This is a genomic window from Pseudoalteromonas sp. MMG033, assembly GCF_057197785.1.
In genome coordinates, this window is record NZ_JBXVAL010000002.1 from 244713 (window position 1) to 265961 (window position 21249).

General features: G+C 43.5%; 20 protein-coding genes. 3 read left to right on the top strand and 17 right to left on the bottom strand.

Annotation, left to right across the window (positions count from 1 at the left end):
* Positions 1 to 83 precede the first annotated feature (83 nt).
* Positions 84 to 308 carry a hypothetical protein gene (locus tag AC2CZC_RS22395; RefSeq protein ID WP_484585491.1) on the top strand — a complete coding sequence of 75 codons (225 nt, stop codon included), beginning with the start codon at positions 84 to 86 and terminating at the stop codon, positions 306 to 308.
* A gap of 120 nt (positions 309 to 428) precedes the next feature.
* Here the strand turns inward: AC2CZC_RS22395 and AC2CZC_RS22400 are convergent, their stop codons facing one another.
* Positions 429 to 893, bottom strand: coding sequence for a nuclear transport factor 2 family protein (locus AC2CZC_RS22400; RefSeq protein ID WP_484585492.1), 465 nt, complete (start codon positions 891 to 893; stop codon positions 429 to 431).
* Between the two features lie 83 nt (positions 894 to 976).
* Complete coding sequence (locus AC2CZC_RS22405; protein ID WP_484585493.1) at positions 977 to 1594, bottom strand: NAD(P)H-dependent oxidoreductase; 618 nt, start codon at positions 1592 to 1594, stop codon at positions 977 to 979.
* 474 nt (positions 1595 to 2068) lie between these two features.
* Here AC2CZC_RS22405 and AC2CZC_RS22410 point away from each other — a divergent pair, with 474 nt between their 5' ends.
* Positions 2069 to 4246 (top strand): fasciclin domain-containing protein, encoded by a 2178-nt coding sequence (locus AC2CZC_RS22410; protein WP_484585785.1) that lies wholly within the window; start codon positions 2069 to 2071, stop codon positions 4244 to 4246.
* Positions 4247 to 4309: 63 nt separating this feature from the next.
* On the opposite strand, the gene AC2CZC_RS22415 is transcribed toward AC2CZC_RS22410, so the two are convergent.
* The 8 genes from AC2CZC_RS22415 to AC2CZC_RS22450 form a co-directional block, all read right to left on the bottom strand.
* Complete coding sequence (locus AC2CZC_RS22415) at positions 4310 to 5185, bottom strand: ROK family protein (RefSeq protein WP_484585494.1); 876 nt, start codon at positions 5183 to 5185, stop codon at positions 4310 to 4312.
* A gap of 2 nt (positions 5186 to 5187) precedes the next feature.
* Positions 5188 to 6441: an MFS transporter gene (locus AC2CZC_RS22420; RefSeq protein WP_484585495.1), complete on the bottom strand. Its 1254-nt coding sequence runs from the start codon at positions 6439 to 6441 to the stop codon at positions 5188 to 5190.
* A 460-nt stretch (positions 6442 to 6901) separates the two neighbouring features.
* Entirely contained in the window at positions 6902 to 8083 is a 1182-nt protein-coding gene (locus AC2CZC_RS22425; protein WP_484585496.1) for an acyl-CoA dehydrogenase family protein, read from the bottom strand.
* A 1-nt stretch (position 8084) separates the two neighbouring features.
* The gene (locus AC2CZC_RS22430; RefSeq protein WP_484585497.1) at positions 8085 to 8558 is read right to left on the bottom strand and encodes a YbaK/EbsC family protein; all 474 of its coding nucleotides are present in this window, start codon (positions 8556 to 8558) and stop codon (positions 8085 to 8087) included.
* Between the two features lie 12 nt (positions 8559 to 8570).
* On the bottom strand, positions 8571 to 10136 hold the full coding sequence (locus tag AC2CZC_RS22435) for an amino acid adenylation domain-containing protein (protein ID WP_484585498.1): 1566 nt from the start codon (positions 10134 to 10136) through the stop codon (positions 8571 to 8573).
* A gap of 14 nt (positions 10137 to 10150) precedes the next feature.
* A complete protein-coding gene (locus AC2CZC_RS22440; RefSeq protein ID WP_484585499.1) occupies positions 10151 to 10942 on the bottom strand; it encodes a thioesterase II family protein in 792 nt (263 codons plus the stop codon).
* Positions 10943 to 10945: 3 nt separating this feature from the next.
* Positions 10946 to 11188: a phosphopantetheine-binding protein gene (locus AC2CZC_RS22445; RefSeq protein WP_484585500.1), complete on the bottom strand. Its 243-nt coding sequence runs from the start codon at positions 11186 to 11188 to the stop codon at positions 10946 to 10948.
* 15 nt (positions 11189 to 11203) lie between these two features.
* Positions 11204 to 12175 (bottom strand): chlorinating enzyme, encoded by a 972-nt coding sequence (locus AC2CZC_RS22450; RefSeq protein ID WP_484585501.1) that lies wholly within the window; start codon positions 12173 to 12175, stop codon positions 11204 to 11206.
* Positions 12176 to 12661: 486 nt separating this feature from the next.
* Between AC2CZC_RS22450 and AC2CZC_RS22455 the strand changes: the two genes are divergently transcribed.
* On the top strand, positions 12662 to 13432 hold the full coding sequence (locus AC2CZC_RS22455) for an AraC family transcriptional regulator (protein WP_484585502.1): 771 nt from the start codon (positions 12662 to 12664) through the stop codon (positions 13430 to 13432).
* On the opposite strand, the gene AC2CZC_RS22460 is transcribed toward AC2CZC_RS22455, so the two are convergent.
* The 7 genes from AC2CZC_RS22460 to AC2CZC_RS22490 form a co-directional block, all read right to left on the bottom strand.
* Positions 13429 to 14457, bottom strand: a complete 1029-nt coding sequence (locus tag AC2CZC_RS22460) for a 2Fe-2S iron-sulfur cluster-binding protein (RefSeq protein WP_484585503.1) — start codon at positions 14455 to 14457, stop codon at positions 13429 to 13431. The two genes, AC2CZC_RS22455 and AC2CZC_RS22460, sit on opposite strands and share 4 nt — an antisense overlap.
* Before the next feature lie 20 nt (positions 14458 to 14477).
* Positions 14478 to 15359, bottom strand: coding sequence for a DMT family transporter (locus AC2CZC_RS22465; protein ID WP_484585504.1), 882 nt, complete (start codon positions 15357 to 15359; stop codon positions 14478 to 14480).
* Between the two features lie 9 nt (positions 15360 to 15368).
* Positions 15369 to 15860, bottom strand: a complete 492-nt coding sequence (locus tag AC2CZC_RS22470; RefSeq protein ID WP_484585505.1) for an SRPBCC family protein — start codon at positions 15858 to 15860, stop codon at positions 15369 to 15371.
* 72 nt (positions 15861 to 15932) lie between these two features.
* The gene (locus AC2CZC_RS22475) at positions 15933 to 16415 is read right to left on the bottom strand and encodes an SRPBCC family protein (RefSeq protein ID WP_484585506.1); all 483 of its coding nucleotides are present in this window, start codon (positions 16413 to 16415) and stop codon (positions 15933 to 15935) included.
* Positions 16416 to 16449: 34 nt separating this feature from the next.
* A complete protein-coding gene (locus AC2CZC_RS22480) occupies positions 16450 to 19890 on the bottom strand; it encodes an amino acid adenylation domain-containing protein (RefSeq protein WP_484585507.1) in 3441 nt (1146 codons plus the stop codon).
* Positions 19891 to 19902: 12 nt separating this feature from the next.
* Complete coding sequence (locus tag AC2CZC_RS22485) at positions 19903 to 20826, bottom strand: diiron oxygenase (protein ID WP_484585508.1); 924 nt, start codon at positions 20824 to 20826, stop codon at positions 19903 to 19905.
* A gap of 39 nt (positions 20827 to 20865) precedes the next feature.
* Entirely contained in the window at positions 20866 to 21222 is a 357-nt protein-coding gene (locus AC2CZC_RS22490; protein ID WP_484585509.1) for a cupin domain-containing protein, read from the bottom strand.
* Positions 21223 to 21249 lie beyond the last annotated feature (27 nt).

Here is a 21249-nt window from a genome sequence, read left to right on the forward strand (position 1 = left end):
CTGGTTATTAATTGCACAACCTTTCAAACTATCTAAAGTAGCAATCTGAATCATCTGAAAAATCAAAATAAAATGAGGAAACAATGAATACACTAAAACTAGCAACTTTCGCCATGTTGTTTGCATTTGTAGGTTCTGCAAAAGCATGGCCAACGATACCTGCCAATGTCGTAGAAAACTGTACTTGGGAATATGTAACAAGTTATCGCGGCACGGGGGTTTATATTTCTGAATATCGCTCTGTCGGAAGTTGCGAGTATCGCACCAAGTTATATGACTACCGCATGCAAAGAATCCGGTATTTTTAATAGCAGCTGCCGAATCGAATAACACTGACCTGTTTTGTTATTTCTAATTATGTTTGTAACACCAAGGGAGCTAGCTCCCTTTTTTAATACTGTGCGCATCAATCCAAAACTTGTACTGACTCATCCATGATGTCGTCGTATGTGTTTTATCAATCCATCACTATTAAATTCTAGCGACACGATATTGGTCTTTTTATATTCGACTTCATTGTCTAAATGTGCAGGTTTCACCTTACCTGACTCCGTCATTTTGATAAAAACAACGTTAGCACCTGTCATGATATCAAGAATGTCTATTTTACTGTACACCACTTTATCTTTGAGTTTGACAATCATGTCTTTTCGCAATTTTACTTTATCCGTGTAGGTAAAGTTGTATCTCACGTGTTCATCCACAAATTCATCTGCCAGTAACGCGATAAAGTTATCTATGTCTTGTACCGTTGTTGCGGGTTGTTGGCGAGCATTTTTGGCAGCCACAAATGCGCGCGCCTTCTTAACCATATCATTTGGAGTTAACTCCGTCTGTGCCGAAACAAAACTCGGTAAAGCGAAGGATATAAAGACGAGCGCGTATTTATTCATGTTATTTCCTTATTATTATTTTTAATTAACCATCACGCTTGTTTAGTTAGCGTGATGTGTGGTCATTAGATATAACTACATGATTAATGTCTCAAAATGGTGTTCAAATGTGATTGGTAATCTTGCAATATCAACTGGCGTGCTTTATGGCTTTTTTGCTGTACACCATGGGCAATAAACGGCGGCACTGTTTCCCACCCCATAAAGCCAAATACGTCTTGGTATAACCCATCAATCTTGCCTTTATAATACGCCATTTCATCTTGATTGGCTGCTCCCCCAGTTGTGATTGAGTACATTACCTTTTTTGGCGCTAATATGGCCCCTTGACCATAGGCAAAACCTGAGGTTAATACGCGGTCAATCCATCCTTTTAGAATGGCAGGAAACGACCACCACCATAGTGGAAACTGCAGGATCAATAAATCACACGCAATTAGATTTTGCTGCTCATGCTTAATTTGTTCGCAAAATGCCCCATTATCTAAAGCATATCGCTGTGCTTTGGCTAAGTTGAACCCCGAGGGCTCTGAGAACCCCATGACATCTTTGCTTCCCGCCACAGCATCAAATTGCTCAGCATATAAATTGGACTCAGTAACAACAGCGCCAAATTCATTAAATGTTTGCTTTGCAATCTGATGCAACGCACAGTTAAATGACTTCTCTTCAGGGTGAGCAACTATTAGATGAACGCGCATCTTACTTCCTTGCTTTTCAGGTAATTAAAATTATTGTTATTGACCAGTTCATGCTCGATAAGTTCAATTTAGGTACAATAAACCATCTTCTCTTTTCACACATAGATTAACCGTAATAATTACTAGCAAAAGCGTATGTACCTTTTAGACTATTTCCTCCAATTAAAACAATCGTGCCTTAATTTTCACCAATACACCTAGGTCATTTTTCACTAAAACGATCTCTTAACCTGTCTAAGTTGACTTTTTTTTAAAAAAAATATGTATTTTTTTTGCATGTTATTTCTACTATTTAAAACTCAATAAATGGTAAAAATTTAACCTTTTAAAGCATTAACTTAGCCAAACTATACACAAGTTGATGAACGTAAAGTCAGTACTTCACAGAAAAAAAAGACAGCTCCCGTAAAACTTTTTCTTGATCTACTGGCGTGCCAGTCGCGTATTGCCGGAAAATTAACCACTCCAATGGAGATGATCGTGAAAGTACTTGCAAAACTGGCACTTGTTGCCATGGTGGGCGTACTGTCCGCCTGTTCTGATGATGACGACCCGGTCGTAATTACTCAACCTCACCAACCTGAAAACTCAGTTTATGATGCAGCAAAAGCAGCTGGCTCATTCACTACCTTGGTCGCAGCACTCGACGCAACGGGTCTAAATGCAACACTTGATGACACAAACAACAAATTTACAGTGTTTGCACCTACTGACGCAGCATTTGAGCTACTCGGCACAGAAACGATAAACGGCTTGCTTGCCGACACCGACAAACTCAGTAGTATTTTGACATATCACGTACTCGCCTCAGAAGTTAACGCCGAGACTGCACTGGGGTTAGCAGGGCAAACAACAGCAACCGTCAATGGCGCCAAATTAGCCTTATCTCTGTCAGGTGAAAACCTACTGATTAACACCGCGACTGTTACTCAAACAGATATCCAAACTGACAACGGTATTATTCATGTCATTGATGCGGTATTAATGCCGCCAGCTGGCACAACATCCACCCAAAATATTGCTGAAGTCGCAACTGCTGCGGGAAACTTCACGACGCTATTGAAGGCAGTAGAAACGGCAGGTTTGACAAGTGCCCTCACAGGCTCTGATCCGCTAACTGTTTTTGCCCCAACAGATGCCGCATTTGCAGCACTTGGCACAAAAACAATTAATACCTTGTTGGCTAATCCCGAGGTACTAGGCGACATCCTCAAGCAACACATTGTTGCAGGCAGTGTCGACTCCGTCACTGCGATGTCACTCAACGGTAAAGACGCAACGACCTTGTTAAATAATCAACAAAGTGTGTCCATTGACGCAGCATCAGACATGTTGAAATTTGCAGGCATTACGGTCACTCAAACGGATATTTCAGCTTCTAACGGCATTATCCACGTGCTCGATGCCGTCGTGGTCGGTAATGTGGCGGTACCTGAGTCACTGGGATTGATCCCCGAAGTTGCCACTGCTGCGGGCTCTTTTAATACGTTAGTCAGCTTACTTGGCGCAACAGAACTTGACCAAGTGTTGTCAGATCCAACCGTTAAGTTCACCGTATTTGCACCGACCGATGCTGCGTTCGCGGCACTCGGACAGGAAACCTTAGATGCGCTTGGAGCTAACACAGAAATGTTGAAAGACATTCTGTTATACCATGTTGTATCTGGGCAAAGCGTTATGTCAGATGCGGCATCTGCTATCGCTTCGTCAGAGTCTAATATGGTCACAATGGCTAACAGTGATATGGCTGCATTAAGCACCGTAGATAGCAAATTATTCATTGATGATGCGGTCATTAGAACTGCAAATGTGCAAGCCGACAACGGGGTTATCCACGTGCTTGATAAAGTGATCATGCCGCCTGCGGATAAAGTTGCTTCTGAAAAAACCATCGCAGAAGTCGCAGTCGAAACTGACGCTCTCTCTACGCTCGTGCAAGCTTTAACTGCAGCGAACCTTGTGGACACGTTATCAAACAAAGAAGCGACATTTACAGTGTTTGCGCCGACTAATCGTGCATTTCAAAAGATCCCAGCTGACACACTCAATGCATTGCTAGCCAACACCGCTGGGTTAACAAAAGTGCTGACACAGCATGTGTTGAACTTAGAAGCGCCTGCTATGACAGCGCTCAAGCTCAACGGCAAAAAAGTGGAAACACTTGCTGCAAATATGCTAGATATTCGCGTTGTTGATTTTGCAGGAACCAACAACGGCGAAAACGACGCAGTCGCATACGATTCGAGCAAGCAAATACTGGTCGCTGGTAATGGCAGTGAAAAAGCAGGCTTTACACTCTACACATTTGACAATGATCTCACTTTTGCACAAAGCCAGTGTAACGATGCATGTGCAACAGCTTGGCCGCCGGTGATTGCAACGCAAGCGCAAATTGAAAATATTCCAGGACTGTCTTTAATCGCTCGTCAAGACAACATGATGCAGGTTGCGTATTTAGGGCGTCCTTTATATTTATACGCCGCGGATACTGCAGCAGGAGATATGATGGGCAGTAGCATAGACAATTGGTCACACGTCATGCTACCCACGTCAGGTCTGCAAATCGAAGGCAGCAATGTGATACAAAAAGACATTTATACAGCTAATGGTGTTGTGCACTTGATAGACACTGTGATAACTACCGTCGATTAATTTCCCTTCCTTTGACCTAGGTATGGCTGTCTATTCGACATGCCATACCTTTTTAGTTGATATTCAAGCGTGTTCAAACAGCGACGTCGCAACACAATACTTTTGCTCAAACAGTGCAAAAGCGCCAAGCAAGGGCGCATATGGCAATTGGCTAATACGAATATTCAGCTGCTTGCACTGCTCATATTGAGTAAATGTAGACAGCATGGATTCACCAAATAAATCATAAGACTGTGTCACAGAGCCTCCCATAACGATGACATCCGGATCATAAGCAAGCTGCATATGGGCAAAGGCTATCCCTAAATGTGTGCCCAGTTGCTCAAATAGCTTAAGCGAAGCCGTATTACCGGCTTTTGCTGATAAATACTCTAACTCCCCATCGGTACCGCGCTGTTTAAAAAATTGGCCACTACAATAATCTTCTATGGTTTTATCCAGATAAGGTGCGCTGCCAAACTCACCAGCCAAGCCATATCGACCAGTATAAAGCTGCTCATCTATCACCACACCTGCACCGAGCCCTGTCCCCAAGCAAACACCTAATATGTTTTTACAGGGGAGATTTACCCTACCATGCTCACCGTAGCGGTATTCACCGTACGTAAAGCAATTCACGTCGTTGTGAACCAGTACAGGCACATTAAAACGCCGACTCAATATTTCTGACAATTGAACATCACGCCACGCAGGAATATTTGTGACTTCAAACACTTCACCTGTGTCACTGTTCACGACCCCTGGAATCCCAATAGCGATACCAACACATTCATCCGTTATCGTTTTTTTGACTAATTCAATGACATAATCTGTTACTGCTTGTTTTGTGCCAGATGCAGGCACAGGGTAACGTTTCACTTGAGCAATTCGACCTTGCTTAGCAAGGCCGCACAAAGCTTTAGTGCCCCCTAAATCAATACATACAACCATCCCTGACATCTCTATGCTTCCTGCTCTGGTGATCTTTTCGCGAATAATTTAATTGTGTGATTATTGACAATAGGTTTTGACGTGTAGGCCACATGCAGCATATAGCCCAATGGGACAAATAACAGCAAAAGAGACAACTGCAACGATCCTGATACTTGTGCCAAAGCACCAATCAAGGGCGAGATAACTGCCCCCCCCACAATACCTGTGCACAAAATACCCGCGATGGCACCATGCCCATGAGAAAATGAATTGAGCGCGAGCGAAAAAATCGCTGACCACATTATCGATAAAAAGAAGCCCGCAACAGGGAATGCCAATAATGCAATCTCTACAGAGCCAAATATAGCAGCGACCAAACTGATACCCGCTCCGATGCAAAACCACGCAAGTACTTTGCGCACATCAAACAGCTTCATTAAAATCAAACCAGCCGCACAGCCCACAGTCAACATCAGCCAAAATTCACTGACAATACCGGCACCGACTTGCTTTGCATCCAACCCATGGATCTGCTCTAAAAAGAGAGATATAGTATTTGCGATCCCTTGCTCAAGAGCAACATAAGCGGCAATCGCAAAGAAAAACTTAATCACCACTTTACTTTTGAACAGTGCCAAACTCTCTTTTAATGTGTAAGCTTGCGACTTTTCTTCTTCATCATTGCCACCCTCAAAACGCGTCACAGCCCCCCAAATCATCATGACAATACACACCGCAGCAAACAACCAGTACATACTTAACCAACTCATTTGCGCTGGTACCAGTGTATTTAACACATTTCCAGACTGCTGCGACATATCTGCTAAATTAACGTAGACAATAGGGGATAAGGTCGCACCAGCCCCAAATAGTAACTGAGCAACAATAGATAACACTGCGAAATGCTCACTCCCGCCAGCTTTTCTTAGCAGCGGATTAATGGCCACTTGCAAAAACGCCATGGCACTGCCGATTAAAAACAAGGCGACCATCGCAAACACGAAACTAGGTAAGAGTGCAAATAATAATGAGCCTGTGGCTGCAAGTGCAAAAGCCAATGTCATTACAAACTTTTCACTGAGGCGCTGCGCTAATAACCCAGCAGGGATCGACATCACACCATACGCAGCAAAAAAAGCAAATGGAAAAAACCCTGCCAGCGCTATGCCGATATCAAAGCTTTTAATCAATTCAGGAAAGATGGGTCCAAGAATATTGGTGATAAAAGAGATCGTAAAGAACGTCGCAAGAATCACGAAAACTGCTGGCAAATTCTTATTCATTAAGTGTACCTTATTTAATAAAAAGGTGATGGCAAAAATAGGATCTGTTCGTTGGCAGACAAATGATCCAAGGGGAATCCGCCATCACCTTAACTCGTCAAATAAGGTTAGTTTGCCGCCAAATAGACGCATGTTGCGGCACTTTTCAAACCTTTATCAATACAATTCAAGCTCACCAAGAAAAGAGTGATAATTTATTCATAAAGAACCTAATTAAGGAACAATTCAGTCTACTCTGACCGGCTATGGGTAAAAGGTTTGATTTCAATAATGATTTAGTCATCTTTACTAGTATAGCGGCTGAAATTACAACCTGTGCCAGTTAAACTAGGTACCAAGCCACTGAGAAATAGGAAGTTGATTTAATTTAAACTTACTTTAAGAAAGACCAATAGAATAAAATAATCCGTTTCCAGACTAACGACATGATAATGAAAAATGATATAGCCCCAGATAAGGGCTATAGATCCATATCTGGATTGTTTTCCAGTGCTTGCGCTATTAGGTCGTTCATAGCCTCATTGGCACCTGCGGCGATTTTTACAACATGACTATCGCGTACAAAGCGCGCAAAAATATGTGAGTCTACATACCCTTGCGCACCATGAAATTGTGCACATTGCGTCACAATTTCTTGATGTAGCTCCGTCGCGGCCACTTTCAGCATTGCAATTTCTTTCATCGGCATTTTACCCTGCTCGAAAGACCATGCACAGTGATATGCCAGTTGCTCAATTGATGCCTGCTGAGTACTCAATCGTGCCATAGCATGCCTGACCACTTGATATTTGCTCACCGAAGTCCCGCCAAGTTGCCGGGATTTTAAATGGTGCCAAGTTTGCTCAAGGCAGTAGCGGTTTGCCGCTAAGGCCATCACACCAGCGCTCAGTCTTTCCAGCTGCATGCCTTTGACTATCAATTGAAACCCTTGCCCAACTTTGCCAATCACATGCGACTTGGGCACAAATACCTGCTCTAGCTTCAACTCGGCTACATCCGCACTGTGCCAGCCCAAACAGTTTAAAGGGGTTCGATGCACACCAGGTGCATGCGCATCAACAACAAACAAGGAAAGGCCCGTTGCGCCAAAGCGACTTTGAGTTGCTTCAGACGTTCTCGCTAACACCACAAAAAAATCACATTCAGTGCCATTGGCAACAAATTGCTTGTGCCCGTTCAACACAAAGCCTTCTGTTTGCGCTTGGGCACTTAATTTTAACGCATTGAGATCTGTGCCTGCATCAGGCTCTGTCAACGCTAAAGCCGCCACTTTTTCCCCTCGAATAGCGCTGTGAAGATACACTTCTCGGGTATGAATATCTGCCAGTTTTGTCAAATAGGGCAACGTCATATGACTGTGCACAGCAATTGCAGTTCTAAGGCCTGCACTGCCCAGTCGACCAAGCTCCTCAAGAAATATCATCCCATGAAAGATATCCCAACTAGATTCTTGGGACTGACTTGTCGAGTCCATCGCAATACCGAGCCACCCAGTTTGGCCAAGTGCTTGCCAAAAGGCTCTATCGACCTTGCGCTCTGACTCCCAGCGCTCAATGTTGGGCACTGCATATTGGTGCAAAAATTTCCGCACTTCTGTGCGGAAATTTTTATGAGATTGGTTGAAATAAATGCCATCAGACATACTATTTCACCTGCACAACTTGCCCATTTGTCAGCTCAGTTAATTTATTTGCTGGTAGTGAAAAAACTGCATGAGGCGTACCCGCAGCAGCCCATACGGTCTCGTATTCAAGCAAATCTTCATCAATAAAAATAATCGGCGTCTCCAGATGACCTAAAGGCGGAATGCCGCCAATCGCAAACCCTGTTACTTCACGTGTAAAATCTGCATCCGCTTTACTTAATTTTTCACCTAAATGCTTTGCCACTAGCTTTTCTTTCACTCGGTTTTTTCCGCTAACCAGTAGTAAAATTGGCTTACCACTCTCTTTGCCTTTAAAAATAAGCGACTTCACTATTTGCCCTAGTTCACACCCTATCGTGTTTGCCGAGTCCTCTGCTGTGCGCGTACTGCCCGGTAATTCAACCACAGAAAACTCACAACCCGCAGCGACTATGGCATCTTGAACGCGTTGCGCACTTTTGCTTAAATTCATTGTCTTTCCTTATTATTTAGTTGTATCACGATATTTTGAAAGCAAAGCAACTTTGTCCACTTTGCCGTTTTTATTTAATGGCATATCCGTTAGAACCACATATTGAGACGGTATCATGTAATGTGGTAACCGCTGCTTTAATGCCTTATTTAACTCGCCACTGTCGATAGGCTTATTGAGTAATAAAAACGCGATTAAGCGTTTTTCATTGCCATCAACCGCACTCGCTAAAACATGCGCACTCATCACAGTGTCTAAGCTCTCTAGCTCTGTTTTAATTTCCGCCAGCTCTATCCTAAAGCCTTTGACCTTAACCTGATCATCCGTTCGGCCTACAAATTCTAAATCACCACTTGCTAGCATTTTTACACGATCGCCAGTGCGATAAAGACGCTCCCCCCCTAAAGGGGTTTCAACTTGATCAACAAAGCGTGCCCGAGTCAGTTCAAATTGACCTATGTAGCCCAGTGCTACACCATCGCCCGCAATGTATAGCTCCCCTTCTTGTCCTTGTGCCACACATTGCAACTTATCATCTAAAACATACACACGGGTATTCGCTATTGGTTTACCTATTGGCATCACATCCAGCGGTAAAGTAAGCCGACAAGCCGTTGCAAAGGTCGTGCATTCCGTGGGCCCATATATATTGCTGATATTTGTATTGGGCAGCACCACCAAGGCCTTGCGCATATGCACTAAATTGTGTGCTTCTCCCCCAGTAAGAATGGTATGCAGAGGTTCAAATATCTCAGGTTTTTCCGCTATTACTGTGTTAAATAAGGCCGTCGTAATAAACAATGTATTCACCTGATGCGCACTAATACATCTACCTAAATTAGCAATTGTTGGCAGCGCGTTTGGGAATATCACACAGCACCCGCCGTTTAGCAGTGGTCCCCAGATCTCAAAAGTCGCCGCATCAAAGCTGACCGTCGCCAAATGCAGCACCCGCGTTTGCTCATTGAGCTCAACATAATCAACATCACTGACTAACCGCAACACACCAATATGCGCAACAGCAACTCCTTTTGGCTCACCCGTAGAGCCTGAAGTGAAGTTAATGTACGCCATATCTCGGTGTGTAACATCAGGCTCACTTGCATCTGCAAACTGACATTCAGCGTCAATATCTTCTAAATTGATAAAGTGAACTGGCAGAGGTAAAGCTTCCACTTTACTGCTCTCACACAGCACCAGTCGTGTGCGACTTTGATAAATCATGGACTGCTGGCGTTTAATAGGTAAATTTGTGTCCAACGGCAAATATGCTGAACCCAGCTTTAAGATTGCCAACATCGCAACCACCATACGTGGGCTTTTATTCAAACTAAATGCAATACTCGTATCTTGCTCATGACCGCGCATTTTGAGTACATTCGCCAGCTGATTAGCTTGCCTTTCAAGTTCGCCGTAGGTCACTTTCACATCACGCCATTCAAGTGCAATCACATTTGGTGTCCGTTTGGCTTGTTTGGTAAATGCTTGGGCGATGCTCATTTGGCGGTCAAATTCAACATAGGTATCATTCACTTGTGCCAACAACACCGATGCTTCAGCCTGTTTATTGACTGTCATTATCCTTACCCCAGTTATTCCATCAGTTGCTTGCACTCATTTTCAATCTGTCTAAGCAGTTGATTTTTGTGTGAGTGCAAAAAGAAGTGCTCTCCCTCAAAGCAGATTAACTCAAAGTTATTGTGGGTATAGTTTTGCCAAGCTTGCATGACCATAGGCGGGTCTATTTTGTCGTGCACACCACTCAAAGCCGTTATTTTGACATTGACAGGTGTCGGCTCACTATCGGGCCATAACTCGGACAAGGCCATGTCTGATCTCAAAATCGGCTCAAGCATACGCATTAGCCTTTTATCTTGGAGAATATGAGCGGGAGTACCGCCCATCTTTTCGACTCGCGCATAAAAGGCACTGCTGTCCAAGTTATACATATATGGCAAAATACACGGCTCACTCGGTGCTCTGCATGCCGACAAAAATAGCTGTAGAGGTAACGGTTTTTGTAACGCTTCTAACTTGCGTGTTAACTCAAATGCAATGCGAGCACCAAAACTATGACCAAAAATAACATACGGACATTCGCCATAGTCTTGTTCGAGCATACCAATCGCATCTATTAACTCACCCAATAATGTCGACCAATCAGTGTATAGAGCAGATCTTAATCGTGACTCTCTGCCGGCCAATTTATAGGCCAGCACCTCGATACTTTCACCCAACTCTGTTTGCCAAGGGAGGAACATCCGCGCCCCTCCACCAGCATAGGGAAAGCAGATTAATCGCAGCTTTACATTTTTTGTCTTTGTATTGGCACGTAACCAATACGCATCAGCATGCTCAGCTTTTGTATTTATCTGCAGTGTCATCCGTTACGCAGTTGCTGTTTGGTTTTGGGAAATAAACTCAGCAACCGCGCCCAAACGGCCATCCTCAAATAATGCATCTGCAGTCAGCGCGTCTTCGCCATAAAGAGCATCGGTGCGAGATAATAACTTAATCGCACTCAATGAATCACCACCGATGTCAAAAAAGTCATCTTGTAAAGAAACCGATTGTAAGTTCAATATTTCTTGGCACAACACCAATACTGTTTGTTCAATGTCTTTCATCATCTTTCCTTAATTGCATTACCACTCACGGCGGTTAAACGGCGTGTTATTAAACGTTTTTTCAATCAGTGCATTATGGCCTATTGAATCAGTACCAGAGACAAGTACTGAACCATGGTTATCAAGGCTGGCATTCGCACCAAACTCATCCAAGCTTTGCGAATACGGATATACTTTTACATCTGTCGGTACATAACGCGCGGCATAACCTAAACGCATATTTTTTTCACCCGAATGAGGGTAAGAAGCGTGCATGAGGGTTGACCAAAAGATAACAAATTGGCCAGGCTTCATAACTAATGGAACCGCTTGAGATTCATCAGGTTTCCAGTTCGGATCTTTTTGCAGTTGACGATAGTCATATCCAAAAAAGCCGCGTTTTATGCCATCTTTTTCCACTGAATTGATCTGGGACTCATCATAAGTGAGCTCTTTGGTTTCGTCATAATTCATGGTTTTATGCGTTCCTGGCATGATCTGCAGGCAACCATTTTCAATTGTAGACTCAGTAAACGCAGTCCAAACTGTAATTGTACCTGAGTGCTCAGAGCCTTCAGGCCATTCAATCTGTGGCTTTTTCGACGCAGCAACATTGGCAAATGTACCTGCTTGGTGCCAATCAGTACCTTCATCACCCGGGTATTTAGGGAAAAATTCAGTTCTCCAGCACAGTAAGTCTCGACCTAAAATGCTTGCAACACGGTCAACAATTTCACGCTTACAGATGTGCTCTGCAAGGAAGTCAATATCGAGGTGACGATCATAATTGGATATATTGGTACTACCTGAGATACCGTCATCTCCACGGTAAATTGACTTTCGACTATCCACTAGCTTCGGGCGAAGCTTTTTGAATTTTTCAGTCATTTCTTCTGGCGTGTATGCGGTGAATGGACCTGCAAAACCTTGTCTACGAAACTGTTCTAATTCTTCTTTCGAAAATGAAAAATCCTCTGCTAAGCAGGGCTCGATTTGTTCTTCTAACATCATTATTCCTTTGACTATAAAAGTTTAGGCTGAGTCAGCCTTTTCATTATTTTTTTAATAATTACCCATTTTTTTTATGGACATGCGTCCATGGAAAAGAAACATACTACATAAAATAAGGTACAACAATACAAATAACACTTTGATACATTTAATACACATAATTATGAGTTATCTTCATATCGAGAAGTTTTTATTCTATTTGGATTGACTATTTAATCACCAATACACTAATGTGTGAAAAGTTACTCTTCAGCGAAATAAAAATAAAACATCCAATAAAAAAGATAAAACAGATTATAAATACAAAAATAAATCTAATTTCGTTATTTTTTGACTTGTTTATTCTTTATTATTTGTATTGCTTTTCAGGTACACGCGATCTATGCATAAAGTATTCAAGCTGATTTTAGTAATAACACAGGTAAAGTATTTACTCTAAAACAGTTTTATTGAAGACAACATTGGCATAATTCACAAGGAGGATCGATGTATTTTCAAACTGAACAGTTAACTGCTCCCGTCATCGCATTTGCTTATTCATATGCACACGGCATTAATGAACCTCAACATGCTCATACTAGCGTACAACTTTTGCATACGCTGACTGGCGTTTTGAGAGTCACAACCCCCCAAGGACGATGGATCATTCCACCAGATAGAGCACTATGGATCCCTGCTAACGTACCTCATAGCATCAAAGCACATGGTAAAGTAGAGGTAAGAACCTTGTTTTTAGACCCGTTTGCCAGAGCAGATCTGCCTAGCGACTGCGGCATTTTCCAAGTTCCGGAATTGCTTAAAGCATTAATTAATAGCGCCGTTGATATTCCCACTCCTTGCCCAAGGGGAGGAAGAGAAGAGCGCATTCTAGAACTTGTTTTGGATGAACTACGCGGCTTATCACTACATGATTTCAATGTCCCGCTACCTGAAGATGAAGCACTTTTAAAACTATGTGAAAAAATCACCGCGCGCTTGGAACACCCGTGGTCATTAACCGATGCAGCTTACATGCTTTGCGTCTCAGATCGCACAGTATCAAGGCGCTTCCATCAAGCCACAGGCCTAAGTTTTGGCGAATGGCTGCGACGAAAGCGCCTTATGCGCAGTATGGAGCTGCTGGCCCAAGGCCACAATGTGATCGATACAGCACTGGCAGTCGGATATGATAGTCCTGGCGCTTTTAGTGCCATGTTTAAGCGTCGTGTCGGATTAGCGCCGGTTGACTTTATAGCGCAGCCACAAACAATCGCTTAATTTAGCTCAACAACGCAGTCCCCTCGCGGGAACGTCATACAAGCTAAACGTACGCCGGCGTCAAAGCTGGCGTCATCTAGCGCTTCTCTTCCTTCAGAATAACAGGGGCCTTTAACCGTCACACTGCATGCGCCACACAAACCACTGCGACATACTGATGGAATTTCGACGCCTTGTGACTCAGATAACGCCAACAGTGTTTGCGTGCCATCTGTTTTCCATCGCACATCATGTGGTATCAACTGAACGTGCATTGATGTCGACTCAGCTTCTGTTATGTTGTGGGTATTCACCACACAAAAGGATTCAACCAACACGTTTTTTGGCGCCACACCTAACGATATTAACGCTCGTTGCATATCAGTCGTAAAAGCCGAACCACCACACAAATAAGCCAAACGCGCATGAAGATCAGGACATACGTCAGCAATGCGCTCTGCTGTCCACCTACCAGCCTGCCCACTCGACATGTCATTCTCTGAGGTGAAAGTCATCACTAACTTTACATTGGGTAAAAGCTTAATGAGCGCTTCAAGTTCGTTACAGCCAATTAAATCTTGACGTTGTTTGACAGATATCAACATCACCACGTCACAAGATAATTGGGTATCAACCAACTCATGTAACATTGCTATGAAAGGCGTTACACCACTGCCTGCCGCCATCCATAACAACTTCTTTTTTGACTCACTTGGCAAGACAAATTGCCCTGTAGGTTCCCCCACATCAAGTCTCAACCCTATCGCAGCATGATCGCACAACCAATTTGATACTAGGCCTTGATTGACCCGCTCAATGGTTAATCGGAGCATACGTCTATCTTGCGATGACGAGGAAATAGTGTAACAGCGCCGAAGCAATTGCCCCTGTATTACAAGCTCTAGCGTCACATATTGGCCAGCAGAGAACTGCAAAAAGGGTAGCCCATCGACACGGCGCAAATATATCGAAATACAGCTTTGAGTTTCAATCGCGATCCGTGAAATTTGGCATTCAATGCTGGCTGCTTTGTTCATACTAGACATACATTTATTCCTCATATCACTTATGCTGCGACACTGGCAGGGCGCAACCAAGACCAAGCTCTGGCACCGTATTGAATAATCGCAATACCCGCAACCGTTATAATCGCCCCCAAGCAATTTGCCACTGTCACTTGTTCGTCTAATAGGAGTACACTACCTATCATGGCAAAAAATGGCATCAGCAAACTAAATGGAGAAATCTTATCGACACTAAATTTTGCCAATAATTTGTACCACAAAATAAATGCCAAAATGCCACCCAAAAATGCAGTGTAAAGCAATGCCCCCCATGCTGGTAAACTGGCTTGTGTGATCGACTCCCATTGGCCTTGCTCAATTAGGAACGATAACCCTAAAAGCATAGGGAATGCATACATAGCAACGGCTGCGTTTAAGCCCACAGGGTCAAAAGGCCCCAGCTTACGTACACAAATATTACCGATTGCAAACATCAAAGCAGAACAAGCGATAATGACCAGTCCCAACACACTGGTATTTTGCTGCGGTAAGCCGAGGATCAAAGAGACGCCAACCAAGCAAACCGCAGTGCCAACAAAGCCAAAGCGCGTCATTTTTTCACCTAATAAGACTGACCCTAAGATCAAGGTAAAAATGGCATTCGTTTGATAAACAATCATCCCTGAAGTCACATCAGCGTATTGAAAGCCGATATACAGCAATGCAAAGTGCGCAACCCCTTGAGTTAAGCCCACTGCCGATGCTTTTCCAAAGTGCCCCTTTAGTCTTGTCAAAAAAGGAGCCAGACACACCAACATCAATAAAAATCGCAGAGCCACCATAAATACAGGGGGAAACTCGCCGATCCCAAATTTAAGCATGACAGCCTGAACACCCCAAATACAGGGAACCAGCAAAGCAACAAAAAACCACAGTGTGCTCATAGCCTTCTCCTAAGCTGACTCAGTTTCTAACACGCATAGAGACGCCACATTTTTCAATGCCGCCTTAGCAAAATCAGTCAAAAATGCCTCTAATTGCTGCTGCGAAGTTTGGCTGTCTTTCGGCTCGCCCGCCATTTCCCACACCACACGACATCGCTGTTCTGAAATAGGCTCGACTCGAATGTGCTCCCATAGATTGCGAATATCTAACGATGTTAAAATGATATTCCAGTGCATAGACATGCTTGCGTCATCTCGCTCCGTTAGCTGATCAATGACAAAGTCACCGGAAGCAAAAAATTTTCGGCGAACGGCTCCCTCGCCATCACTGAGCATTTCAATCCGCTCTAATCCATCAGTAAATCGGTCAAATGCTGAAAAATTCCCTACCACAGACCAAGCCGTGCTAGCCGGTGCATTAATCTCAATATCGTTATATACGGTGCCTGTATTGGGGATAGTCGTATATGCTTTGCGCTGTGTTTGACTCGTTGTTTTCATGATTATTCCTTTCAATTGCTACATCTAAAATCAGGGTGTAACGAACTTGCGATTCATTACCCCCCCAAAAATTTAAGCTGCTTGCTCGATCAGCCCTTTAGCATTGTTCAATGCCGCCGTAGCAAATGTTGCGATAAAATCTTCAAAGTCCGGCTGCAATGTGTCTTCATTTGCAGGCTCGCCAGCAATATCCCAGAACACGCGAGCTTGACCATCAGGCAAAGCTTCAACTCGCATAGAAGACCATAAGTTATTGATATCCATATTGGTAAATAATAGGCTCCAACTCATGATATGCTTCTGCTCGTCGTAGCTATTCAGCTGCTCTAGAACCAAATGACCATCAGCAAAAAACTTTTTGCGAACAGCGCGTATCCCTTCACCTGTCATTTCAATGCGCTCAAGACCGTCGACAAATTTGTCAAAGCCGGCAAAGTTACCAACAATCTTCCACGCCTGATCGGGTGTCGCTTTGACATCGACAGACGTACTAATAGTGCTTGTTTTAGGTACATAAATAAGCGTTGAACGCTGCTCTTTATAAGGGGTACTCATAACAGTTTCCTTTGTTTAATTATTAAATTGTTTTTTAAATTGGCTGTGCTTCTTCTTTGGGACATTCAATAAATTGACTAGCAATTAAAAAACCCAAATTGGCATCGACCAGTGCCAAATCTTTATCAGGATAAGCTAGCCCAAATTGCGCTAACCTTGCGGCAGTAGCGGCGCTATCAATATGCGAGATATCACCAATATCTTCATTATTTTCATCAAGATAAAATGAGACAACTTGAAATAGTGCGTTGCTCTCATCCAACGTCATTAATGTATCTCGCCACTCTGTGTCACCCACAAAACGGATGGGAATGCCAAAGTGGGACAGTCGGCCAACATATTGCTTCCACGTCAGAGGGTTGGGATTATGAAAATGTAAAACAGGCTGGTGCCTATCTTCACATAAGGTTGCAGCAACCATGCCTCTGGCAATGAAATCCACAGGACACAGATCGAAATTCAATGACCAATCTGGTGCCATACCCAATTGCGCGGCGCCCTTAAGCAGCAGTAGAATCCGATTTTGATCAGGAACACAGCGGCCTGTTTCAGAATGACCGCAAATGTTGCCAGGCCGTACTAAGGTCACTGGCAAACCTCTCTGGTAAGCTTGCCATACAAGCTGTTCAGACACCCACTTTGTCAGGTTGTAACCATTATTGACAAACGCAGGTAATTGCTCAGCAGGGCCATCTTCGACAATGCGCCCGTCATCATCTAAGTTACTCGCAGCCGAGAGCGTTGAAATATACACCATCTGCTTAATTTTGTGCTGACAGGCCATTTCAAGTAGCTCTATGGTCGACTGTACATTTGCGTTGTAGAGGTAGTCGTAATCATAGATATGATTTACTTGTGCACCATTATGATAGATAACATCAACCGATTGACTCAACTGGTCATACTGAGACTGGGTCATACCCAAAAGCGGCTTGGCTAAATCGCCACATACAACTTTAACTCTAGTAGGGCAAATTGCCGGTTCAATGCCAAACATTTGCCACGCATCATGTATTTTTTTCCATCCATATTCCACAGAGGTGGCACGCACTAAGCAATAAATCGTCGCGTCAGTTTGTGTAATTAACTGCTCCAAAATATAGACCCCCAAAAAGCCATTTGCTCCAGTTAGCAAAACAGTTTGAGGGGAAAATGCGTTCGGGTTGCTCCCATCCAGAGGTTGGATCTGAAAATCTAACACCATATCCGCGTAGATCCGATCTGAGATCTGTGCGCCTTTATCCAGATCAGATCCACTCAACAATACCGCAAGTGCACTAATGGTTGGGTTTTCCATAAAACGTGCCAAGGTGAAGTTACCTGGAAACTGGTTTTTCACCGCCAGAAGCATTTTTGACACAAGGAGTGAGTGACCGCCTAATTCAAAGAAAGACATTTCTCGACCAACATCTAACTCATCAACTTCAAGTACCTGAGCCCAAATTGCCCTAAGCGCACTCTCAATCTCACTGAAAGCTTCATCTGCTCGCTGAACACCTGTGGCTTCTGGGACCATAGCCAACAGCTTTTGACGATCGACCTTGCCATTGCTGGTTGCTGGAAAGGTGGTTATCTCAATTATCTGACTAGGCATCATATAATCAGGCAAACTAAGTGCTAAGTCATGTCGCAACAACGTGGTATCCGCCGCATATTCTGCTTCACTCACAAACGCATGAATGCGCTTTTTATCATCGGCTAAAACCACACACTGATGATATAGCCCAGTGCGCAAAATGGTGTTCTCAATTTCACCTAATTCAACTCTAAACCCTCTTATTTTGAGTTGATTGTCTTTACGACCAACAAAGTTTAACTCGCCCTGTTCATCCCAATACGCGATATCACCGGTGCGATATAGCCGGGCACCTTGTGACCAGTCGCTCGGCGCTAAAAAGCACTCTGCAGTTTTCTCTGGCTGGCCGAAATAACCCGGCCCAACGCCAGGTCCGGCCAAATAGACTTCGCCTTGCTCTAGTGTATGACAAGGGTTGCCTTGCTCATTGACCACATAAATCTGTGTATTTTGTATCGGTTTACCGAGCACTTTGTTATTACTGCTTGGCGAAAAAGCTTTATACGTTGCCAATACCGTGCATTCAGTGGGGCCATAAATATTAATTAGCTGGCTCCGCGGTGACCAATATGCAATCGTTCTAGCATCACAGACATCTCCACCTGTAATGATATAGCGCATAGATGGCCACTCATAATTTGGTAATGCGCTCAACATAGCTGGCGGGATAAAGCAATGGCTTGCCTGCTCTGAGCGAATTAACTCATCTAATTGCGAAAAGTCATGGCGTGCTTCTTTAGTTGGTACGACTAGAGATGCGCCTACCAATAACGTCGGAAAAATATCCAATAGCGATGCATCAAAAGAAACCGTCGTAAACTGCAAGCATCGAGAGTGTGTATCCAGCTGCGTGTAGCGGCTATACCAATCACAAAAGTGCAAAATATTACTATGTGTTAGCTGCACGCCTTTTGGCATGCCCGTTGAGCCTGAAGTGTATATAAGCACAGCGTTCGCAGATGGGTTTTGTGCCACCTTAGGGAGCTCACTATCAACATCCTCACCTTCATTTATTAAGGTGTTAATATCAGCGAAGTTATCGGCTAACCCTGCTCGATGACTAATGACGAGATCCGCAGAGGCACTGTTTAAAATATTATCGATGCGATCTTGAGGATAGTCTGGGTCGATAGGCACATAACATGCCCCTAGTCTTAATACGGCTAGAATACTGGCGTATAACTCAAATGATTTATCTAATGCAATGGCTATCACAGGTTGAGACGACGCTGAAGATAAACGCCTATGTAGCTGCTTTGCTATTCGCTCACTCAGTCTCTCTAGCAATGCATATGACATCGTCTGACCGTCAAAGCGTATTGCAATATTATCGGGATAACACTGACAAGCTTGTTTAAAACCAGCAAACAAAGTCGTCGTTTCAATAAGCGGTATACATGCGGTTTCATTTGTTTTATGCCAAGCACGTATTTGCGCTAAATCCTGATTAACAGGCCAGTTTTTTGGTGACCATTCAACTAGGGTATCTAACTCACTTTGTGCAACACGCGTAAGTGCAACGGTTAAATTGTCTTGTAACTGTTCAACCAATTCACTGTATATATCTGCGCCATTAATCGCATGGCTCGCCACTACTTCGGCTTCACTCAATACCCACCAACGATTCTCTTTAAACCAGATACACCTCAACCAATAACTTGTATCTTGCTCACACTTTTCAACATTGAGATACAGCGTGTTCTCTTCGCCCAATGGCGAGTCCGGTAACGCACAAACAGTCAGATCCAGCTTATCTAGCGGTTGCAAAATTTGCCAAAAAGTCTGCTCAGTCGGTATGTCTAGATCACAAAATACAGTGTGGCCGAAATCATATGCAAGCTGTCCAAGCTCTGCAAAACAGGGGCTATCATTGCGGATCAAAATAGAGAGTAATTTCATATTCGCCTCTCATTAACCTGCGAGATATTGTTGAAGTTGCATGCGTGTCGGTTCGTGTTCAAGCAAGCCTGACGCATTAAAAAAGCGACGAATATTAGCTATCATTGGATGCTGACTAGTAATAGGATAGCTGCCCACCAAATTATCCATCACACGTTTTTGCACCACTTGAGGCAAGTTCAATTGCGCTATTAATGCCGTATCAAACTCTTTTTGAATTTCATTTGTCAGATATTCCACTAAAAACTTAGGAATTGCTTCACCGATCGCTATACGTGTCGCTTCGTCTACCTCTTGCCAATAAATCTTCACTAGCTCAATCCAAAAGCGAGAATGACGACCCTCATCAGCTAAATGATCTGCCATGATCCCTTTAATGGATCGTTTAACCGATTTATCACTGGCAAACGCTGCCACATCTGACGTCACTGTATTTTCTGAAATAGCCACTGCAATCAATTCCATACCGGCCTTATGCGCGGGATCACTGAGTGAGTGAACTGCGCGAGGGATCGCCCTGCTTAATTCTATTTCATCAAATGTTTGAAAGGGTTTTATGCCCGTTTGTAATTCAAGCTGGTTTTGAAAGTCCATCGCGACAAAAGCATGATAATCTTCGTCAATAACCACTGACATTGCGTCATATCTAGCATCAAATGAAAACTCAAATGGAAATCGGCCTTTGGCAATATCTAGCGCTGTTTTATTTACGATTTCAGTTTCAAAAATCACGATGTCATTAATATATTTATACAAACTCTGAAGCAAAATTTGATCTCGCACCTCATCACCTAACTTGGCGATGATGGGGTCAAAACATAGCGGCTGTCGTTCTTGCGGATAAAATGATAACTCATCATCCTCGATCATCCGTCGTGGCCTAGTTCGGATCGTAGCTCTTTGTTCCCAGGTCTGGGCGTGGGTTTGGTAACTCATTTCATTTCCTTTTGATTCAATCTGTAAATGTATTAATTGTTATTTGTTGTAATAATGAACTTCGAGCAGTATGCAACCGCTGTTACTGCTAAATGGACCGTGAAAGGTGCCTGCGGGACGAGTAAAATAGTGGCCCTGCTGATATTCTTGCAATGGCTGTAATTCACCCTCATCCAGCAAAATTTGATCTCCTTGCACTAAGTACACTTCTTCATGGTAATCGTGTATAAATTTAACCTGTGTTTTCGCCCCCGGAGCAAAACGTACAAACCGCGTACGTATGCCCTTTTTACTGGTTTCATCTAGGGTGTCATTGACAACGATTTGCTCTATACCTGGATCAAACCCCTCTGGCTGCTCCCATTCTTGTTTGATAACATCCAGTATGCTTTCCATAATTTACCTGCTGTTTTAGTTAGTTAA